This is a genomic window from Mycobacterium branderi (assembly GCF_010728725.1).
GTDB classification, from domain to species: Bacteria; Actinomycetota; Actinomycetes; order Mycobacteriales; family Mycobacteriaceae; genus Mycobacterium; species Mycobacterium branderi.
In genome coordinates this window covers 2,260,469-2,278,178 of sequence record NZ_AP022606.1, presented here as the reverse complement: position 1 = coordinate 2,278,178, position 17,710 = coordinate 2,260,469, and the positions used below count along the sequence as shown (strand labels likewise).

Genomic DNA, 17,710 nt, shown 5'->3' with positions numbered 1-17,710 from the left:
CGTGGACACCGAATCCTGGCAGCTGCTCGAGGAGGGGTTGCGCAAGACGATGGCCACGGCGTCGGGCGGAGAGCTCGACGCGGCATTGAGCGACCTCGGCTGGCTCGACATGCTCGACGAAATGCCCGATACCGCAATCCCGTTGGTGTTCCGGCTGCTCGGCGAAACCGGTGCGCACGCGCCGGTGCTCAACGACGTGGTACTGCGCGCCGCCGGACGCGTCGGCGGCGGAACCGTGCCGCTGCCGTATGCGGGCGGTGCTTGGGTCGTCTGGGAACGCAAGGGGCTGCCCGGTCCGGCACTCGGCGGCGACCTGCCGATACAGCGAGTGACCGACGGCGAACCGGTGCCGCTGGCCGCCGGCCGGCAAGCGCTGGGCTGGTGGCTGGTCGGCACCAGTCGGTCGATGCTGTCGCTGGCCCGCCAACACGCTTTGGACCGCGTGCAATTCGGCCGGCCGGTTGCGTCGTTTCAGGCGATCCGGCATCGGCTGGCGGAAACCCTCGTCGCGGTCGAGGGCGCGGAGGCCACGCTGCTGGCCGCGTCCGACGACCTGGGTTGCCTAATGGGCAAAGCTGCGGCCGGCCAGGCCGCATTGACCGCCGCCCGGCACTGCCAGCAGGTGCTGGGCGGGATCGGCTTCACCGCCGAGCATGAGCTCCACCGCCACGTGAAGCGTGCCCTGGTGCTGGACGGATTGCTCGGCAGCGCACGGGAACTCACGCGGGAGGCTGGAGCCATCCTGCGGGCCCAGGGCTCTGCACCGCGTTTGGTGCGACTGTGAATCTGACGACGCGACACGCCGTGGCAGCGTCGGCAGATGCACACTCGCGCGGGAATCAACCGCGCGGCAGGCCCAGGATCCGTTGGGCGATGATGTTGCGCTGGATCTCCGACGTGCCGCCGGCGATCGTGCCGGCGAAGCTGCGAAAGTACCGATCGAACCAACTGCCGTGGTGGGCATCGAGGTTCAGCGGCGCGCACGGACCGGTGACGTCGGGGTGAACCAGTCCGTCGACGCCCGCAGCATTGAGCGCATGCTCGGAAGCAACCTGCACGGCCTCCGATCCCAGCAGCTTCAGCACCGACAGGCCCGCCACATCCTCCTCACCGCGGTCAGCGCGGGCAAGCGCCGCAGACCCGAGCAGACTCAATGCCTCGAAATCCATGGCCAGCGTGGCATATTGGTCGCGCTGCAGCATCCGCAACGGACGGAAATCGACAGTCAATTCACGCAGCCGGTCGGCGTAACTCAGCCAGAGCATCGTGCGCTCATGTCCGAGCGAGCCGTTGGCCACCCGCCACCCATCGCCCAGAGGCCCGACTAGATTCTCGACCGGGACCCGCGCATCGCTGAAGAACACCTCGTTGAAATCGACGTCGTCGCGCTGCGACGCCGACGCGAACGGCCGGCGCGTCACGCCGGGAGTATCGGTCGGGATCAGCAATACGCTGATGCCCTTGTGTTTTGGCGCGTCCGGATCGGTGCGCACGAACGTCAGCAGCACGTCGGCGTCGTGGGCGCCCGACGTCCAGACCTTCTGCCCGTTGACCACGAAGTGATCTCCGTCGCGGACCGCCCGCGTGCGCAACGAGGCTAGATCCGATCCCGCGCCGGGCTCGCTCATTCCCAACGCGGCGGTCATCTCGGCGCGCAGAATCGGTACCGCCCACCGCTGCTTTTGCTCGTCGGTCCCGAACGAGAGCACCGATGCCGCGATGATCCCGATGCCCTGCGGATTGAAGCTCTGGTAAACCCGTCGCCGCGACAACTCCTGCAAGTGCACGTACTGCTGCAACACCGTGGCGTTGCGTCCGCCGAACTCCGGCGGATTGCCCGGCAGCAGCCAACCGTGGTCGAACAACAGCCGCTGCCAGCGCCGCGCCCACTCCGGAATGTGCGATGTCGAGCGGGGGCGCTCGACCGCACACGCCTCGTCGGGCAAATTCTCGTCGAGAAACGCGACGAATTCGGACCGGAACGCCTCGACCTCGGCGTCAAACGTCAGCTGCACGGATTCTCCTCGGCCGGAAGTCCCAGGCCGCCCGCAGTTGAGAATTTCGCTTCCGCGGACACGGCAAAGAGAATACTATTCTCATGATGAGAAAGTTACAATCTCGGACACGTCGTCCGTGAGGGGGTCTAGACACCAATGGCACGGCGTTCTCCGGTACAGTCCAATCATGTTCTCCCCTCACGGCAATCGTCCGGGCCGCCGGTGACAAGCCCAAGCGAAGAGCCTGCCTGGAAGCAGCGCGCGGTCGAGCGGTCGATCAAGACGGCGAAGCTGCGGGCGGCGCAGCGCGTTCAACGCTTTCTGGACGCCGCCCAGGCCATCATCATCGAAAAGGGCAGCACGGACTTTACCGTTCAGGAGGTCGTGGACCGCTCCCGGCAGTCGCTGCGGAGCTTCTACCTGCAGTTCGACGGCAAGCACGAGCTGCTGCTGGCCCTGTTCGAAGACGCGCTGAGCCGGTCGGCCGACCAGATTCGCGCCGCGACCGCCAGCCACGAAGAACCGCTCGAGCGGTTGAAGGTCGCCGTCGAGTTGCTGTTCGAGGCCTCGCGCCCCGACCCGACGGCCAAGCGGCCGCTCTTCACCGACTTCGCACCGCGGTTGCTGGTTTCACATCCTGCCGAGGTGAAAGTGGCCCATGCGCCGCTTCTGGCATTGCTGACCGAGCTGATGGAAGAGGCCAACACTGCCGGGCAGCTGCGCGCCGGCATCAACCCCAAGCGGATGGCCGCGATGACCATGCAGACCGTGATGTTCATCGCCCAGTCCAGCGGCGGCACCGACGATGCGACGGTCCACCCCATCACCGCCGACGAAGTATGGGACTTCTGCTCACGGGGATTCGTGGGCGAGAAGTAGGTTACCGAATAGCGAGAACTAGGTTCACATCGACCGGGTGCCCGGCTGCTGTGGGGACGACGACATGGCCGAGGCGGCGGCCGACGCCTCGATCGGGCGGCGTGCTGCCGGCCTCTTGCGCCCAGGAGGCGCCGCTGCGTTTCACGCAGTGATGATCTGACACAGCGGAATTCGTTCACATATCGCACCATCATCCGGATTCTGAGAAGGTAATTCTCTGATAATGAGAGCCTGAGATGACAGAAACGGATTCGTCATTGACACTTCCCTGTCACGGGTGACAGAGTTCAGGGCAATAGGGACGGCAGATCCCGCGAGAACGTGGTTCCGGTGAGAGGCAGCAACACCCGTGACAGTCAGCGCTACCAGCGAGGCCTATTACGACCCGTACAACCCCGAACTCAATGCCGACCCCTACCCCATGTTTCGGCGGCTTCGCGAGGAAGCGCCGCTGTACTACAACGAACAGCACGACTTCTACGCGCTGAGCCGGTTCGCCGACGTCGACGACGCACTGGTCGACCATGAAACGTTCAGCTCGGCGCGCGGGGCGATCCTCGAGTTGATCAAGGCCAACATCGAAGTCCCTTCCGGCGTCTTGATTTTCGAGGATCCACCGGTCCACGACATCCACCGCAAGCTGCTCGCCCGGATGTTCACGCCGCGCAAGATCAACGAGCTGGAAAGCAAGATCCGCGACTACTGTGTGCGCTGTTTGGATCCGCTGGTCGGCGCCGACCGGTTCGACTTTGTCGCCGATCTCGGCGCCCAAATGCCCATGCGGGTGATCGGGATGCTGCTGGGTATCCCCGAATCCGACCAGGAAGCCATCCGGGATCGCTCGAACGCCACGATGCGCACCGAAGAAGGCAAGCCGATGGATATCGCGCAGAATGGCTTCGACACCGGTGAGGCCTTCGCCGCCTACATCGACTGGCGCGCCGAGCACCCGTCCGACGACATCATGACCGAGTTGCTCAACGTCGAATTCGAGGACGAGACCGGCACCACCCGCCGTCTGACTCGCGACGAACTGCTGATCTATGTCAATGTGGTGGCGGGCGCGGGCAACGAGACCACCACCCGCCTGATCGGCTGGACCGGCAAGGTTTTGGCCGAACACCCAGACCAGCGGCGCCAACTCGTGGAGGACGTGTCGTTGATTCCGCGGGCCATCGAGGAGTTGCTGCGCTTCGAGCCGCCGGCTCCGCATGTAGCGCGCTACGTCACCCGGGACGTCGAGTATTACGGCCAGACTGTGCCGGCGGGCAGCGTGATGATGATGCTGATTGGCGCTGCCAACCGCGATCACCGCCAATTCCCGCCCGATGGCGACGTTTTCGACATTCACCGCGAGCTGCGCCAGCACCTGTCGTTCAGTGTTGGCACGCACTACTGCCTGGGCTCGGCGCTGGCCCGTCTGGAAGGGCGGATCGCCTTGGAGGAGGTCTTGAAGCGCTTCCCCGAGTGGGACGTCGACCTCACCGGGGCCAAGCTGTCTCCGACGTCCACGGTGCGGGGCTGGGAATCGATGCCGGCTGTGATCGGCTGAGCCACTGGAGAAATGAGGTAACGATGGCAGGGCGAGTCGAAGGCAAGGTCGCGTTCATCACCGGCGCGGCGCGCGGTCAGGGCCGCAGCCACGCGGTGCGGTTGGCGCAGGAGGGCGCCGACATCATCGCGGTGGACATCTGCAAGCAGATCGACAGCGTGCAGATTCCGCTTTCCACACCGGAAGACCTCGCGGAGACCGCCGACCTGGTCAAGGGCCTCAACCGCCGCATCTACACCGCCGAAGTCGACGTGCGGGACTACGACGCGCTGAAGGCTGCGGTCGACGCCGGCGTTGAGCAGCTCGGCCGGCTGGACATCATCGTCGCCAACGCCGGTATCGGCAACGGCGGCGCGACGCTGGACAAGACCAGCGAGCGCGACTGGACAGACATGATCGACGTTAACCTGTCCGGGGTGTGGAAGAGTGTGAAAGCCGGTGTGCCCCATATACTTGCGGGCGGGCGCGGCGGTTCGATCATCCTGACCAGTTCGGTCGGGGGGCTGAAGGCCTACCCGCACACCGGCCACTACGTCGCCGCCAAGCACGGCGTGGTGGGGCTGATGCGGACGTTCGCAGTTGAGTTGGGCCAGCACATGGTTCGGGTCAATTCCGTGCACCCCACCAATGTGAACACGCCGTTGTTCCTCAACGAACAGACGATGAAGCTGTTCCGGCCGGACCTGGAGAACCCCGGCCCCGACGACATGAAGGTCGTCGCGCAGATGATGCACACGCTGCCGATCGGCTGGGTGGAGCCGGAGGACATCAGCAATGCGGTTCTGTTCCTGGCCTCCGACGAATCGCGCTACATCACCGGCGTCACCCTTCCGGTTGATGCGGGCAGCTGCCTCAAGTAGCTAAAGTCCCGTCTATGGACGGGTTTGAGCGACGTGGCGCGGTCATCACCGGCGGCGCGAGCGGCATCGGCTTGGCCACCGCCCGCGAGCTGGCTCGCCGCGGGGCCGGGGTGGTGCTCGGTGACATCGAACAAGGTGCGCTCGATACCGCCGTGAGCGGTCTGCGCGACGACGGGTTCGAGGCGCACGGTGTCGTCTGCGACGTCCGGCACCGCGACGACGTCGTTCATCTGGCCGACGAAGCGTTCCGGATGCTCGGCGGCGTCCATGTGGTCTTCAACAACGCCGGTGTCGCGGTGGCCGGGCCGATCGCGCAGATGTCGCACGACGACTGGCGCTGGGTGATCGACGTCGACCTGTGGGGCCCGATTCACGGCGTCGAGGCCTTCTTACCCCGTCTCCTCGCGCAGGGCGAAGGCGGCCACCTGCTGTTCACCTCGTCGTTCGCCGGGCTGGTGTCCAATGTCGGGCTCGGGCCGTATTCCGTTGCCAAGTACGGCGTTGTCGCGCTCGCCGAGGCGCTCGCGCGTGAGGTCCGGGCCGACGGCATCGGGGTGTCGGTGCTGTGCCCGATGCTGGTCGCCACCAATATCGGCCACTGCGAGCGCAACCGCGGCGCCGACTACGGAACGGCGGCGACGCAACCGGTTTCAGAGCCGGTCACCGTCGGCCAAGACGCTGTCCTCGCCGCCGACGACGTCGCTCGGCTGACCGTCGAGGCGATACTCGCCAACCGGCTCTACATCCTGCCGCACGCGGCCTCGCGCGATTTGATCCGCCGACGGTTCGAGCGCATCGACCGCACCTTCGACGACCAGGCCGCCGACGGCTGGGCGTATTAGCCAGGACCCAGTTGCGGCCGGCCGGTTCGGGGATGGCGGTACCAGCCGCCGGCGGCATGTGTTCCGCCGTCGACGTGGATGGTCTCGCCGGTGATGTAGCTCGCCATATCGGATGCGAGAAATACTGCGGCTGCGGCGATCTCGTCGACTGTCCCGGCTCTGCCCAGCGGGATGACGTTAGCGATATCCGGGCCGAAAGCGCCGAGGTTGGCCAGCCCTTCGGTTAACGTGATGTCGGGTGCAAGCGCGTTGACCCGGATGCCGTGCGGGGCGAGTTCGAACGCCGCGGTCTTGGTGTAGTTGATGACGCCGGCCTTGGCGGCGGCATATGCGGCGTAGCCGGGCGCGGCGCGCACACCCTCGATCGACGTCAGGTTGACGACGCTGCCGGGCACCCCCGCGGCGACCAACTGCCGCGCCACCCGCTGGGTGCACAGCAGCACGTGCCGCAAGTTGGCCTTGTACAGTGCGTCCCAACCGTTTTCGCTGGTTTCGAGCAGCGACGAGGAGAACGTCCCGCCGGCATTGTTGACCAGGATCGACACCGGCCCTAACTCGTCGGCCGTGCGCTGCAGCGCCGCGTCGACCTGACCCGTGTCGCGCACGTCGGTCACGATGCCCAGCGCTCCGATCGATTCGGCGGCTGACGCGCAGCTGTCGGCGTCACGCTCCCAGATCGCCACCGACGCGCCGAAGGCCGCCAGCCCGGCGGCGATCCCGCGCCCGATGCCCGCTCCGCCACCGGTGACCACTGCGACCCGGCCGGTCAGCTGGATGTCGGACGGGCTGATAGCCACAGTCGTTATCCCGCAGCCGCTGTCGCGATGTACTGGTCGGCGAACCTGGCGATGCCGTCGAGTGCTTCACGGGTCCGCTGCCACGGTGAAACGATGAGCCGGTCGATGCCGGCGTCGGCGGCGCGGCGCACGTCGTCCGCCGACGAGATCGGCACCGACGTGGTGACATGTGGTTTGCCGCTGCGCCCGTGGTCGGTCCACAGCCGGGTCAGCGTGCGCACCGAGTCCGGTATCCGGTCCAAGGTGTGGTTCATCGGCAGCCAGCCGTCGCCGAATCGGGCCACCCGGCGCAGCGCGGCCTTGCCGTCGCCGCCGATGTGCAGCGGCGGCCCGCCCGGCTGTATCGGCTTGGGCTCGAACATCACTTCGCAGAAATCGAAGAAGCGGCCGTGGTGTTCGATGCTGGGTTGGGTCCACAACGCCCGGCACACCTGCAGCGCCTCGTCGACACGGGCACCGCGGCTGTCGAAGTCCAGCCCGACGGCGTCCCATTCCTCGCGCAGCCAGCTCGCCCCGACGCCGAAGTCGAAGCGGCCGCCGGACACGATGTCGAGCGTGGCGGCGGCGCGGGCGCTGACGAACGGATGACGCAGACCGATGTTGTAGACGTAGGTGCCCAACCGGATGGTGCTGGTCTGCGCGGCAAGGAAAGACAGGTAGTTCAGCGCGTCGAAGATCGGCGTCTGCGGCGGGACCGGCGGATGGGTATCGCCGTCGTGCGGGCTGCCGCTCATCGCGGCGGGCAGCACCAGATGCTCGGGCAGCCACACCGACTCGAACCCCAACTCCTCGGCCCGCTTGGTCAGGTCCGGCCACACGCCTGGATGCGCACGGGCCAGCGGAATCCCGAACTTCATTGAGCTTTCACCCTTCTCGCGGCGCCCGGTGTGGTACCGATGATGCCATCGGCCTCCAACTGGTCGATTTCGGCCTCACTCAAGCCGAGTTCGCCGAGCAGCTCGTGGTTGTGCTGGCCGAGCAGCGGCGCCGGCTGCACATGGAACCGGTCCGGGCCATCGGACAACCGCATCGGCACGGTGCTGTGCGGAACCGTTGGGTTCACCTGGTGCCCGACGTCTTCGAAGAAGCGGCGAAATGCCAACTGCGGCAACTCGGTTTGACGGTGCGGCTGCATCACTTTCGCCACTGGCACGCCGGCGTCCCAGAGGCAACGGACGATCTCGTCGCCGCTGCGTCCCTCGCACCAGGCGGCCAAGTGCTGATCGATCAGGTCGTGCAGCGCTCGACGGCCGGCCGCGGTGGCCAGCTCGGGATCGGTGGCCCAGGCCGGCCTGTCCAGCGCCTCGCACAAACCAGTCCACTGCTCGTCGGTCGCCACGGCGATTGCCACCCAGCTGTCGAGGCGCCCGAATTCGTCGACGTCGGCGGTGCGGTACAGGTTCTGCGGCGCCGCCGTCGGCCCGCGATTACCTGCCCGCTCCAGCAGTGCCCCGTACGCCGAGTACTCGATGACCTGCTCGGCGGCGACGTTGACCGCCGCGTCGACCATCGCGGCTTCCAGCAACACGCCCTGACCGGTGCGGCGCCGATGTTCGAGTGCCAGCAGCAGCGCGTTGAGCGCATGCACCCCGGCGTTGGGGTCCCCGACCGAATAAGGCTCGTAGGGGTTGCGGTCGGGATAGCCGGTCAGCCAGCTCAACCCGGATGCGGCCTCGATCACGTAAGCGAACGCCGGGTTGTCGCGCCACGGACCGTCAAGACCGAACCCCGGCATGCGCACCAGAATGGCGTCGGGCCGCAGCTCTTGCACCGCGGCGAAGTCCACCCCGATCTGGTCGAGCACCCGCGGGGTGAAGTTCTCGACGATCACGTCGGATGTTGCGATGAAGCGGCGCAACAGATCCCGGCCTGCAGAGGTCTGCAGGTCCAGCGTCACGCCCTTTTTGTTGGTGTTCAGCGCGGAGAAGATCGGCGAGCGTTCCCACCACTGCTCTTCGGTCATCGGGATGCCGGCGATCAGCCGGGTACCGTCGGGTTTGCCGGTGGATTCCACGTGGACGACCTCGGCGCCGAGCATCGCCAGGTAATGCGTGCAGCAGGGGCCGGCCCAGAAGGTGGTCATGTCGAGTACACGTAATCCGCTGAACGGCAAGCGATTCGACGCGTGCCCGCAAACCTTCCGTGCCGACTCACTAGCGTGACGGTACTGCGCGGTGTGCTCACCGAGTCGCGGGGCGGGTGCCGGCGCCCGCAGGATTGAAGGCGTCATCCGGTAGGGGTGGTCGGGTTGGGTAAAACCGTCGCGAGGATTCGTGGTGAACGTTCGCCGCTGCCGGAAGTGGTCGAGTCCGGTGATGTTGGCGCCGTTGGCCACTGGCGAGTTGGGGATCCGAAATGCGGTGGCCAGCTCGCGGATCTCGTCGACGGTGTGGCTCGCCACCCAGTCATAGATCTCGTCGGCTTTCTCGTTGGCCTGCTCGGTGATCGAAAGCGGCGATTCCTCGTCGATCCATTCCTGGTGGCCGGTCATCGCGCACAGGTCGAACCACTGCTGGGCGGTTCCGCAGCCGACGTCGACCAGGCCGTCTTTGGCGCGCGCGATGCCGGGGACGGTGAGCTTGCGCGCGTCCCGCCATGGTCTGCCGAGCATTTCGAAGTAGGTGACGGGGTAATAAGTGAGACCCAGGACCGCCGTTTCCAGCATGGACAGATCTATGAGCTGGCCGCCGCGCCGAAGAAAGGCCAGCGTCGCGGCGCTGGCATAGGCCCCGGCGAAGTACTCCCCGACCTGGCCGCCGACGTACACCGGCGCGCGGTCCGGGGAGCCCCGGCCCAGCCCGACGATGCCACCCGACCACGCCTGCAGCGTGAATTCGGTAGCTGGCCGGTCCCGCCACGGGCCGCTCAGCCCGAACGGGGTGATCGCGGTGACGACGAGATGCGGGTGAGCGCGGTGCATTTCGGCCGGCGCGAACGCGTGGGCGATCGTCGAGCCGCACGACCACACCACGGCGTCCGCCAATGCCAGCAGCCCGTTCACGAAGTCGACGTCGGTCGCGGGGTCGGCGACCACGCTGTGCTTGGAGCAGGCCAGGAAGCTGAACAGCGCGCCGTCGCTCTCGGTGTGAGCGCCGGACGCCGACCACCGTCGCAGCGGATCTCCTTGTGGTGATTCGACTTTGATCACCCGGGCACCGCCGTCGGCCAGCAGTTTGGTGCAGTAGGCGCCGGCGATACCGCTGGACAGGTCGACGACCGTGTAGCCGTGCAGCGGCGCCACGGCTACTTCTTCTTCTTGCGACTGGACTTGCTCAACCGGAACTCCGGCGGAAACTTGGCATCGTTGTCCTTGACCGCGTCGGTGAGCCCGGCGTCGATCGCGTCGTCGAGCATCAGGTCGTCGCCGTCGGAGGTGACACCGCTGCCCATCGATTCGAAGAACGCGCTGAGCAGGCTGCCCATGTATTCGCCCTGGTGCTGCTTGAACACCTCGAAGAACATCTTCTGCATGAAGACCGTGTCGGTGGGTCGGTTGCGTGCGCACGCCAGCGCGTACTTGGAGACTTCATCCTCCAGCTGGTCTCGCGGCACCACCTTGTTCAAGAAGTTGCACGCGAACATCTCGTCGGCGGTGAAAGGCCGTCCGGTGAAGACCATTTCCTGAAACTTGCGCAGCCCCATCGTCTGGATCCAGGTCCACATTCGCGGGCCCCAGCCGTAATAGCGGAACGACGGGTGGCCGAACAGCGCGTCGTCGCTAGCGATCACCAGGTCGGCGTCGGCGGCCTGGTAGAAATGCCAGCCGTAGCAATAGCCCTTCGCCTCGACGATGCTGATCTTCTTCAGCTCCTGTAGCGGGCGGTTGCCGGCCTGCGAGTTGGCATACCACGCGCTGATCGTCGCTCCGTGGCGGAACGATCCCTTCGGCGGGTATTGGACGCCGTCATCCTCGAGCCGCAACTCGGCAAGCCGGAAGGCCGCCGAGTCCTGGCCTTCCATGAACTCGGGAAGGTCTGCGCCGCTGCCGAAATCGTCGCCGACACCGCGGATCACGACAACCTTGACGTCGTTGTCGACGGTGGCGCCGCGGAGCAGATCCGCGTAGCGCAGCCGTGCGGCGGCCGTGGGCGCATTGAGGAATTCGGGACGGTTGAACGTGATCGTCGCGATCTTGGTCTTGGGGTCTTTCGCGTAGAGGATGATCTCCTCCGGCGAGGGACGGTTGTCAGGCATGGACGACGCCCTGCCAGGACGGGCTGGTGGTGAGTACCTCGGGACCGTCCGCGGTGACCAGCACCGCCTCGCGGCCGAACACCGCGCCGACCCCACGCTCCCAGACGTAGCCGGTTACCGCGAGCACCATGCCCGGTTCCAGCCGGTCCTCTGCGGCGGTCGCCGGCAGATGCGCCGACACCACCGGCGGGTCGAAGCCCATCCCCAGCCCGCGGGCCACCGGCATCGGCGGCAGCGGCTCTCCCGCGGCGTGATACGCCGACAGCAGCTCCGCGGCCGGCGCGTTCGGCTGACAGGCGTCAAAAAGCCTGCCCCACAGCAACTCCCACCGTCGATACAACTCGGCGGCGCCGTCTGCTTCGCCGACGGGCCAGGTGCGGCCGACCTCGCCGGTGTAGCCGCCGCCGAGCACGCCCGCGGAAAACGCCACCAGGTCGCCCGCCCGCACCCGGCCGTCGTCGCTGCCGCGCCGCCACGGGTGCTCCCGCGACGTCACCCACGCGGCGTCCTGCGTGGACGGGGTGCTCACCCCGCCGGCCGTCATCGCCTCCAACAGCACACCGGCCAAGGTCTTTTCGGCAATCCCGGGACGCAACTCGGCCACCGCCGCCGCCAGTGCCTGCTCGGCGACCCGGATGGCATCGCGCAAGGCGGCCACCTCCTCGGGAGTCTTGACGCGCCGGGCTGCACGCATGGCCGCCTCGCCGTCGACCAACTCGGCGTTGGGGAACGCCACCGGCAGCAGCTGGGCGAATGCCGGCGAAAGCGCATCGGTACCAACACGTTTCGCCTCGCCCGCGCCGTCGATGCCCTGCAACACCGAGATGGTGTTCATCGGGTTCCAGGCGATGCCGTAGAGATTCTCGTGGGGGATGTCGTCGGGCACACCCTCGTCCCAGGTGGACAGCAGATGGATGGCCCCGGTTTGCCGCACGACGACGCACGTCGGCCCGAACGGGCGGGTGCCGGCCACCCACAGTTGCGGCGCCCCCGCGACATAGCGGACGTTGGCTTGCCGCCCGAGCACCAGCACGTCGAGATCGTGCGCGTCCATCTGGGCCAGCGCGCGCTCGCGACGCCCGCAGCGCAGCGCCGGGTCGTCGGGCAGAACCTCAGTGGCCATAAGGGTCATAGGGGTAGTCGGTCAACCGGATCCAGCCTTCCTCGGTGATGACGATGATCTCTTCGCTGCGGTAGCCGCCGGTGCCGTCCTCCCACACCACCGGCTCGAGCACCAGCACCATTCCCGGCTCGAACACGAAGTTCTCGTCGAACTCGTCGCCGAGATCGGTTCCGATCATGGGTGTTTCGGCGGCGTTCACGCCGATCCCGTGCCCCAGGTAGAAGTGCGGCAGCCATGGCCGACTGCCGCCGTTGGCCTTCGTCGCAGCCCGGCCCAACTCCGCCGCCGTCGCGCCGGGCCGGGTCACCTCGAGCACCGCGGTCATGATCTCCTGCCACCGGTGAAACTGCGCCTGCTGGCGTGGTGTCGGCTCGCGGCCCACCACCCAGGTGCGGCCGAAATCCGAGCAGTAGCCGAAGTAGGTGATCGACACGTCGGTCCACAGCACGTCGCCGGCGGCCAGCTCCCGCTCGGTTGTCAACAGCGGCAACGCCAAATCGCCGTGGGTGGTCCATACGCCGTCGGCCTTGCTCGGGGGCATCACCTGCCAGATCGGTTCGAGCATGCTGGCCATCGCGCCCAGCTCGAACGCCCGCCGCATGAAACCGGCGGACAGGTCGATCTGCCGAATTCCCGGCGCCAGTGCGGCCTGCACGTCGACCATCGCCTGGTCGGTGATCCGGCACGCGGTGCGAATGCAGGCCAGTTCGTCAGGGGTCTTGATGAGCTTGGCGGCGCCGATGACCTGAGCCGCGTCAACGGGCCGGCCCGCCCGGAACAGCCGCTGCTGCGCGCGGCGCATCGCCCCGGTCAACTCGTCAACGGCCACAACCGCATCCGCGGGAACCAGTTCGGCCACAGTGCGCGCGAAGCTTTCCACGCCCTCGTCGAACTCCAGATACACCGGGCCGTGCAGATGGTCGGCGGGCAGCCCCGATTCCGACGACGCGCCCTCGCGGAACGGCAGGAACAGGTGGGGCCAGGGGTCGTCGGCCCGCACCACCGCGACGGGCCGCTCGACATAGGACAATCCCGCATCGCCCAACGGCCAGCTGACCCCCGTGGCGTAGACGACGTTGTTGTTGCCCAACAGGATCATCGCGTCCACACCACGATCGGCCATCGTGGCGCGCAGCCGTGCAGCGGTCTCGCGGCGCATCCGGTCAATATCCGGCGTGACCGGAATGTCGATCGCAGTGGTCACGAAAATGCCTCAGACACCCAAGAATTCACTGATGTTGCCGCTCACGATCTTTGCGGCGGCCTCGGAGCCGACGGCATCGACCACAGCGGCCAGCGACTTCTCCGAATAGCCGTAGGTGCTTTCGTTGTGCGGGTAGTCGGACGACCACATCACCTTGTCGACGCCGATCTTGTCGATGAGCTGCAGGCCCAGCGGATCCACCATGAACGACGCACTCATGTGCTTGTCCCAGTAGTAGCGCACGTCGTGCTCGACCGGCCGGTTGAACATGTGCTGATACGACGCGACCAGGTGCTCGGCGTCCTGCAGAGCCCATGGCACCCAGGCGATCCCGCCTTCGAACCACCCGATCCGCAGCTTGGGATGCCGGTCGAGGATGCCGGCGAAGATGTACTTGGCGAACGTCTCGCGGAACCCGTCGATGTTGATCATCATGCCGACGACCACACTGTTGAATTCGCACGGGGTTTTGGGCGGGGTCTCGCCGATGTGGTGAGTGACCGGCAGGCCGGCGTCCTCGATCTCGTCCCACATTGGGCTCATCGCGTCGCTGGCGTAGTCGATGACGTTGCCGTCGTCGTCCTTGCCAGGATTCAGCGGGAGCAGGAATGTCTTGAGGCCCAAGGATTTCAGCTCGGCAAGAGTGCGGCGGGTGCCTTTCGGGTCCCACCAGTTGATCAGCCCCGCACCATAGAAGTGACCCCCCGAGCGCTCCTGCAGCTCGGCGATGTACTCGTTGTAGATGCGGAACGAGAGCTCGCGAAGTTCCTTGTCCGGGTAGTGGAACAGCGCCAGGATCGCGTTGGGGAACGCCAGCTCCTTCTCGACGCCGTCGTCGTGCAGCTCCTGGATGCGCGCCTCGATGTTGGTGCTGCCGGCGCCCGGAAGGTCGTCGTACTGCATCAGCACCGCGCTGAAATCACCCGGCAAAAACGACTGCCCCTTGCGGCCGACCTGGTAGGCGCCGTCCTCGTACCAGATCCGCGGCGCCTTGTCCTTGAGGTTCTCCGGGAAACGCTCGTAGAAAATGTCCTCGGCCAGCGAAATGTGGTTGTCCGCAGAGAAAACCACCGTGCCTTCCGGCAGGCCGACGTTGCTGAGGTCGGCATGTCCGCGCCGATCCTTCGGAGCGCCGTAACCTCCGGGCGGGTAGAGCGAGACGGTGCTCGTCATGATGATCCTCCAATCGGATCGGCTCGGTTTTTCAGGGTAGTCATCTCACCAGGCCACCGGAAGCTCGTAGACGCCGTAGGCGAGGCGGTCGTGTTTGAACGGAATCTCCTCGATGGGCACGGCCAGCCGCAACGTCGGGATGCGGCGCAGCAGCGTATGGAAGACGATCTGCAGTTCGGCGCGGGCCAGCTGCTGGCCCACGCATTGATGTCTGCCGTAGCCGAACGCGACGTGCTGGCCCGCCGCCGGCCGCGACAGGTCGAGCTCTCCCGGCTCGGGGTACACCTTGGCATCCCAGTTCGCCGGCGCCAGATCGATGATGATGCCCTCACCGGCACGGATTGTCTCGCCGGCGATTTCGATGTCCTCGATCGCGACGCGGCGTTGGCCGTTTTGGATGATCGACAGGTAGCGCAGCAGCTCCTCGACCGCGTTGGCAACGACTTTCGGGTCGTCGCTGTCGCGAAGTTTCGCCAACTGCTCGGGGTTTTCCAGCAGCGCCAGCACACCGAGCCCGATCATGTTCGCGGTGGTCTCATGCCCGGCGATCAGCAGGCCGGTGCCCAATTGGGCGGCTTCGCGGACGCTGAGCTCGCCAGCCTTGACGCGCTCGGCCAGATCCGACACGGCATCCTCGGCCGGATTGTCCATCTTGGTCTGGACCAGGTCGGCCAGGTACTTCGCCAGTCCTGCCGCACCCTTGGCGGTGTCCTCCCCGGTCGCGTACCGGGCGAGCCCGATGTTGGCGTGGCGCTGAAAGAACTCGGCGTCTTCGTATGGCACGCCCAGCAATTGGCTGATCACCAACGACGGCACCGGCAGGGCCAGCGCGGTGACGATGTCGGCGGGCTGCGGCCCGGCCAGGATCGCGTCGATGTGCTCGTCGGTGATCTGCTGGATCACCGGCCGCAGGCCCTCAACCCGCTTGAACGTGAACGGCTTTGACAGCATTCGCCGGAACCGGGTGTGCTCCTCGGCGTCCGAGGTGAACACCGACCGGGGCCGCTTGTGCACGGTCGAGAGCATCCCCTCGTTCCAATGCGGAAAGCCGGGCCGACGGTCGTCGACGCTGACCCGTGAGTCGGCGAACAGCGACCGCACTTCGTCGTAGCCGGTGATCAGCCACGGTGTGCTGCCATCCCAAATGCGCACTCGCGAAAGTGGTTTCGATTTCGCCAGCGCCATGACGTCCGGCGGCGGCGCGAACGGGCAGCCAGCCTCGCGAGGCATCGGGTACTCCGAGATGGCCTCGGTGAGGGTGTCGGACACGTCTCACTCCTCGACGTAGATGGCGGATGCGGGGCAGCCCGCGGCGGCGCTGCGGGCACCCTCGGCCTGCTCGGGCGGTGGGTTTTCGTTGAGGAGCACGACGACGCCGTCTTCGTCGCGCTGGTCGAAGATCTCGGGAGCGCGCATCACGCAGTTGCCCGACGAAGCGCATTTGTCTTGGTCGACAATGACTTTCACCGCAGACTTCTTTCGCTTACCGGTGCCAGCCACAACCCCACGATCGCGTCGATGAGGCCGGACCCGGCGGCCTGCCAACTGGTGCGCGGCGCGGACCTGCTGGCCATTGCGCGTTCCCGGTCGGCGCAGGTATGCATCAGCAGATTGCGGGCCATCACGTTGCGTTCCACCCGGACGTCGATCGGCAACTCGGGAAGGCAACGGTTGATGCCGTCGATCACCTGAACCAGGGACGGCGAGGTGAGCGCGTCTTTGACGACGATGTTGTGGTAGGCCGGGTCCGTCATCACCTGGGCGGCGAAGCGGGCGTACCAGGTGGGATTGCCCAGCTCCGCAAGGTGATCGGTGAGCGGCCGCACCAGACAGGCCACCCAGTCCCGCATCTCGGTGGACTCGCCGATTTCGGCCACCATCTGCTCACGCAGGCGCTCGATGGGCACCCGGTGCTTGTGCTCGATCGCCCGCACCAGATCGGTTTTGGTGCCGAAGTGGTAGCCGACGGCGGCGTTATTGCCCTGCCCGGCAGCCTCGCTGACCTGCCGGTTGGACACAGCGAACACGCCGTGTTCGGCGAAGAGCCGCTCGGCCGCAGTCAGGATCGCCTCCTGCGTCGTGCTGGCCCGCTCGCTGCGCGCGGTCCTCGCCGTCGTCACGCGGGCTAGTCAACCCCTCCCTGCCCCATTAAGTCAAGCGATTGATTTAATCTTTTGGTGCACTGCGCCGGCGGATGGGTTTGCCGATCGAAGTCCCGCCGTCGACCGGCAGGACGGCGCCGGTGACGTAGCGGGCGCGATCGCCGGCGAAGTACAGGGCGGCCTCGGCGACATCGTCGGGCGTGCCCTCGCGCTGAAGGGGACGATCGGCGCGCATCTGCTCACGGGCCGCCCGTTCGAAGCGCTCGAGTTGTTCCGCCGACATGCCGCTCGCCGAGGAGGCCAGCAGCGGCGTGGGGATGCTGCCCGGGGCGATGCAGTTGACCCGAATGTCGTAGTGCGCCAACTCGATTGCGGCAGACTTGGTGAACTGGATGACCGCGGCCTTGGAGGCCCGATATGTCATCACCCCGCCGCCGGCCTGGATCCCGCCGATCGACGACACGTTGATGATCGAACCGCCACCGGCATCCGCCATCTGACGGGCGGCGTCGCGCGTGCCTGCCATGACGCCGAGCACGTTGACCGCCATCACCCGGTGGAAGTCGGCGAGGTCGTCCTCGAGGAAACTGCGGTGCATCCTGCTGGAAATGCCGGCGTTGTTGACCATGACGTCGAGGCCGCCGAACCGCTCGACCGCGTATGACACCAGCGCGCTGACCTCGTCCGGCTCGGCGGTGTCGGTGCGCCGGAAGGCGGCCTGCCCGCCATGTGCGCCGACAACCGCGCTCCCGCGGTCTGCGTCGATATCGCCGACGACCACCCGAGCACCCTCCGCCAGGAATCTCTCGACGATGCCGGCGCCGATACCCGATGATCCGCCAGTGACGATCGCGACCTTGCCGGCTAACTCGTTGACCACATCGAAGAGTTAATCGGCGCGCCATCGGTTAAGTCAAGCGACTGATTTAGCGGGCAGCGCAGGCCCGCTACCGCTGTTCGCTGAAAAACCATCTCGAGTTCTCGACT

17 protein-coding genes are annotated in these 17,710 nt (G+C 66.6%); 5 read left to right on the top strand and 12 right to left on the bottom strand.

Annotation, left to right across the window (positions count from 1 at the left end; translation table 11 throughout):
* The first annotated feature begins 49 nt into the window (after positions 1-49).
* Positions 50-784: an acyl-CoA dehydrogenase family protein gene (locus G6N47_RS11750; RefSeq protein WP_083133979.1), complete on the top strand. Its 735-nt coding sequence runs from the start codon at positions 50-52 to the stop codon at positions 782-784.
* A gap of 55 nt (positions 785-839) precedes the next feature.
* Here the strand turns inward: G6N47_RS11750 and G6N47_RS11745 are convergent, their stop codons facing one another.
* Positions 840-2,015 (bottom strand): acyl-CoA dehydrogenase family protein, encoded by a 1,176-nt coding sequence (locus G6N47_RS11745; RefSeq protein ID WP_083133912.1) that lies wholly within the window; start codon positions 2,013-2,015, stop codon positions 840-842.
* Positions 2,016-2,219: 204 nt separating this feature from the next.
* On the opposite strand from G6N47_RS11745, the gene G6N47_RS11740 reads away from it, so the two are divergent.
* From G6N47_RS11740 to G6N47_RS11725, 4 genes are all read left to right on the top strand, one after another.
* Positions 2,220-2,876, top strand: coding sequence for a TetR/AcrR family transcriptional regulator (locus G6N47_RS11740; protein WP_179966380.1), 657 nt, complete (start codon positions 2,220-2,222; stop codon positions 2,874-2,876).
* 349 nt (positions 2,877-3,225) lie between these two features.
* Complete coding sequence (locus G6N47_RS11735; RefSeq protein ID WP_083133914.1) at positions 3,226-4,428, top strand: cytochrome P450; 1,203 nt, start codon at positions 3,226-3,228, stop codon at positions 4,426-4,428.
* A 23-nt stretch (positions 4,429-4,451) separates the two neighbouring features.
* Positions 4,452-5,288, top strand: a complete 837-nt coding sequence (locus G6N47_RS11730) for a mycofactocin-coupled SDR family oxidoreductase (protein WP_083133915.1) — start codon at positions 4,452-4,454, stop codon at positions 5,286-5,288.
* Positions 5,289-5,302: 14 nt separating this feature from the next.
* Positions 5,303-6,130: an SDR family NAD(P)-dependent oxidoreductase gene (locus G6N47_RS11725; RefSeq protein WP_083133916.1), complete on the top strand. Its 828-nt coding sequence runs from the start codon at positions 5,303-5,305 to the stop codon at positions 6,128-6,130.
* Here G6N47_RS11725 and G6N47_RS11720 read toward each other — a convergent pair.
* The 11 genes from G6N47_RS11720 to G6N47_RS11670 all read right to left on the bottom strand — a co-directional run bounded on the left by G6N47_RS11720 (position 6,127) and on the right by G6N47_RS11670 (position 17,603).
* Entirely contained in the window at positions 6,127-6,927 is an 801-nt protein-coding gene (locus G6N47_RS11720) for an SDR family NAD(P)-dependent oxidoreductase (RefSeq protein ID WP_083133917.1), read from the bottom strand. The genes G6N47_RS11725 and G6N47_RS11720 overlap by 4 nt on opposite strands.
* Before the next feature lie 5 nt (positions 6,928-6,932).
* Positions 6,933-7,784 (bottom strand): LLM class F420-dependent oxidoreductase, encoded by an 852-nt coding sequence (locus G6N47_RS11715; protein WP_083133918.1) that lies wholly within the window; start codon positions 7,782-7,784, stop codon positions 6,933-6,935.
* Positions 7,781-10,168: a CaiB/BaiF CoA-transferase family protein gene (locus tag G6N47_RS11710; RefSeq protein ID WP_083133919.1), complete on the bottom strand. Its 2,388-nt coding sequence runs from the start codon at positions 10,166-10,168 to the stop codon at positions 7,781-7,783. The genes G6N47_RS11715 and G6N47_RS11710 overlap by 4 nt, the downstream gene beginning before the upstream one ends.
* 2 nt (positions 10,169-10,170) lie before the next feature.
* Complete coding sequence (locus G6N47_RS11705; RefSeq protein WP_083133920.1) at positions 10,171-11,121, bottom strand: enoyl-CoA hydratase/isomerase family protein; 951 nt, start codon at positions 11,119-11,121, stop codon at positions 10,171-10,173.
* Positions 11,114-12,244, bottom strand: coding sequence for a M24 family metallopeptidase (locus G6N47_RS11700; protein WP_083133921.1), 1,131 nt, complete (start codon positions 12,242-12,244; stop codon positions 11,114-11,116). The genes G6N47_RS11705 and G6N47_RS11700 overlap by 8 nt, the downstream gene beginning before the upstream one ends.
* Positions 12,234-13,403: a M24 family metallopeptidase gene (locus tag G6N47_RS11695; protein ID WP_083133980.1), complete on the bottom strand. Its 1,170-nt coding sequence runs from the start codon at positions 13,401-13,403 to the stop codon at positions 12,234-12,236. Before G6N47_RS11695 ends, G6N47_RS11700 begins: the two co-directional genes overlap by 11 nt.
* Positions 13,404-13,457: 54 nt before the next feature.
* Positions 13,458-14,519, bottom strand: coding sequence for an amidohydrolase family protein (locus tag G6N47_RS11690; RefSeq protein WP_179966443.1), 1,062 nt, complete (start codon positions 14,517-14,519; stop codon positions 13,458-13,460).
* A 147-nt stretch (positions 14,520-14,666) separates the two neighbouring features.
* Positions 14,667-15,851: a cytochrome P450 gene (locus tag G6N47_RS11685; protein ID WP_163659791.1), complete on the bottom strand. Its 1,185-nt coding sequence runs from the start codon at positions 15,849-15,851 to the stop codon at positions 14,667-14,669.
* A 42-nt stretch (positions 15,852-15,893) separates the two neighbouring features.
* Entirely contained in the window at positions 15,894-16,088 is a 195-nt protein-coding gene (locus G6N47_RS11680) for a ferredoxin (RefSeq protein WP_083133924.1), read from the bottom strand.
* A complete protein-coding gene (locus tag G6N47_RS11675; RefSeq protein ID WP_083133925.1) occupies positions 16,085-16,741 on the bottom strand; it encodes a TetR/AcrR family transcriptional regulator in 657 nt (218 codons plus the stop codon). Before G6N47_RS11675 ends, G6N47_RS11680 begins: the two co-directional genes overlap by 4 nt.
* A 46-nt stretch (positions 16,742-16,787) precedes the next feature.
* Complete coding sequence (locus tag G6N47_RS11670) at positions 16,788-17,603, bottom strand: SDR family oxidoreductase (RefSeq protein WP_083133926.1); 816 nt, start codon at positions 17,601-17,603, stop codon at positions 16,788-16,790.
* Positions 17,604-17,710 lie beyond the last annotated feature (107 nt).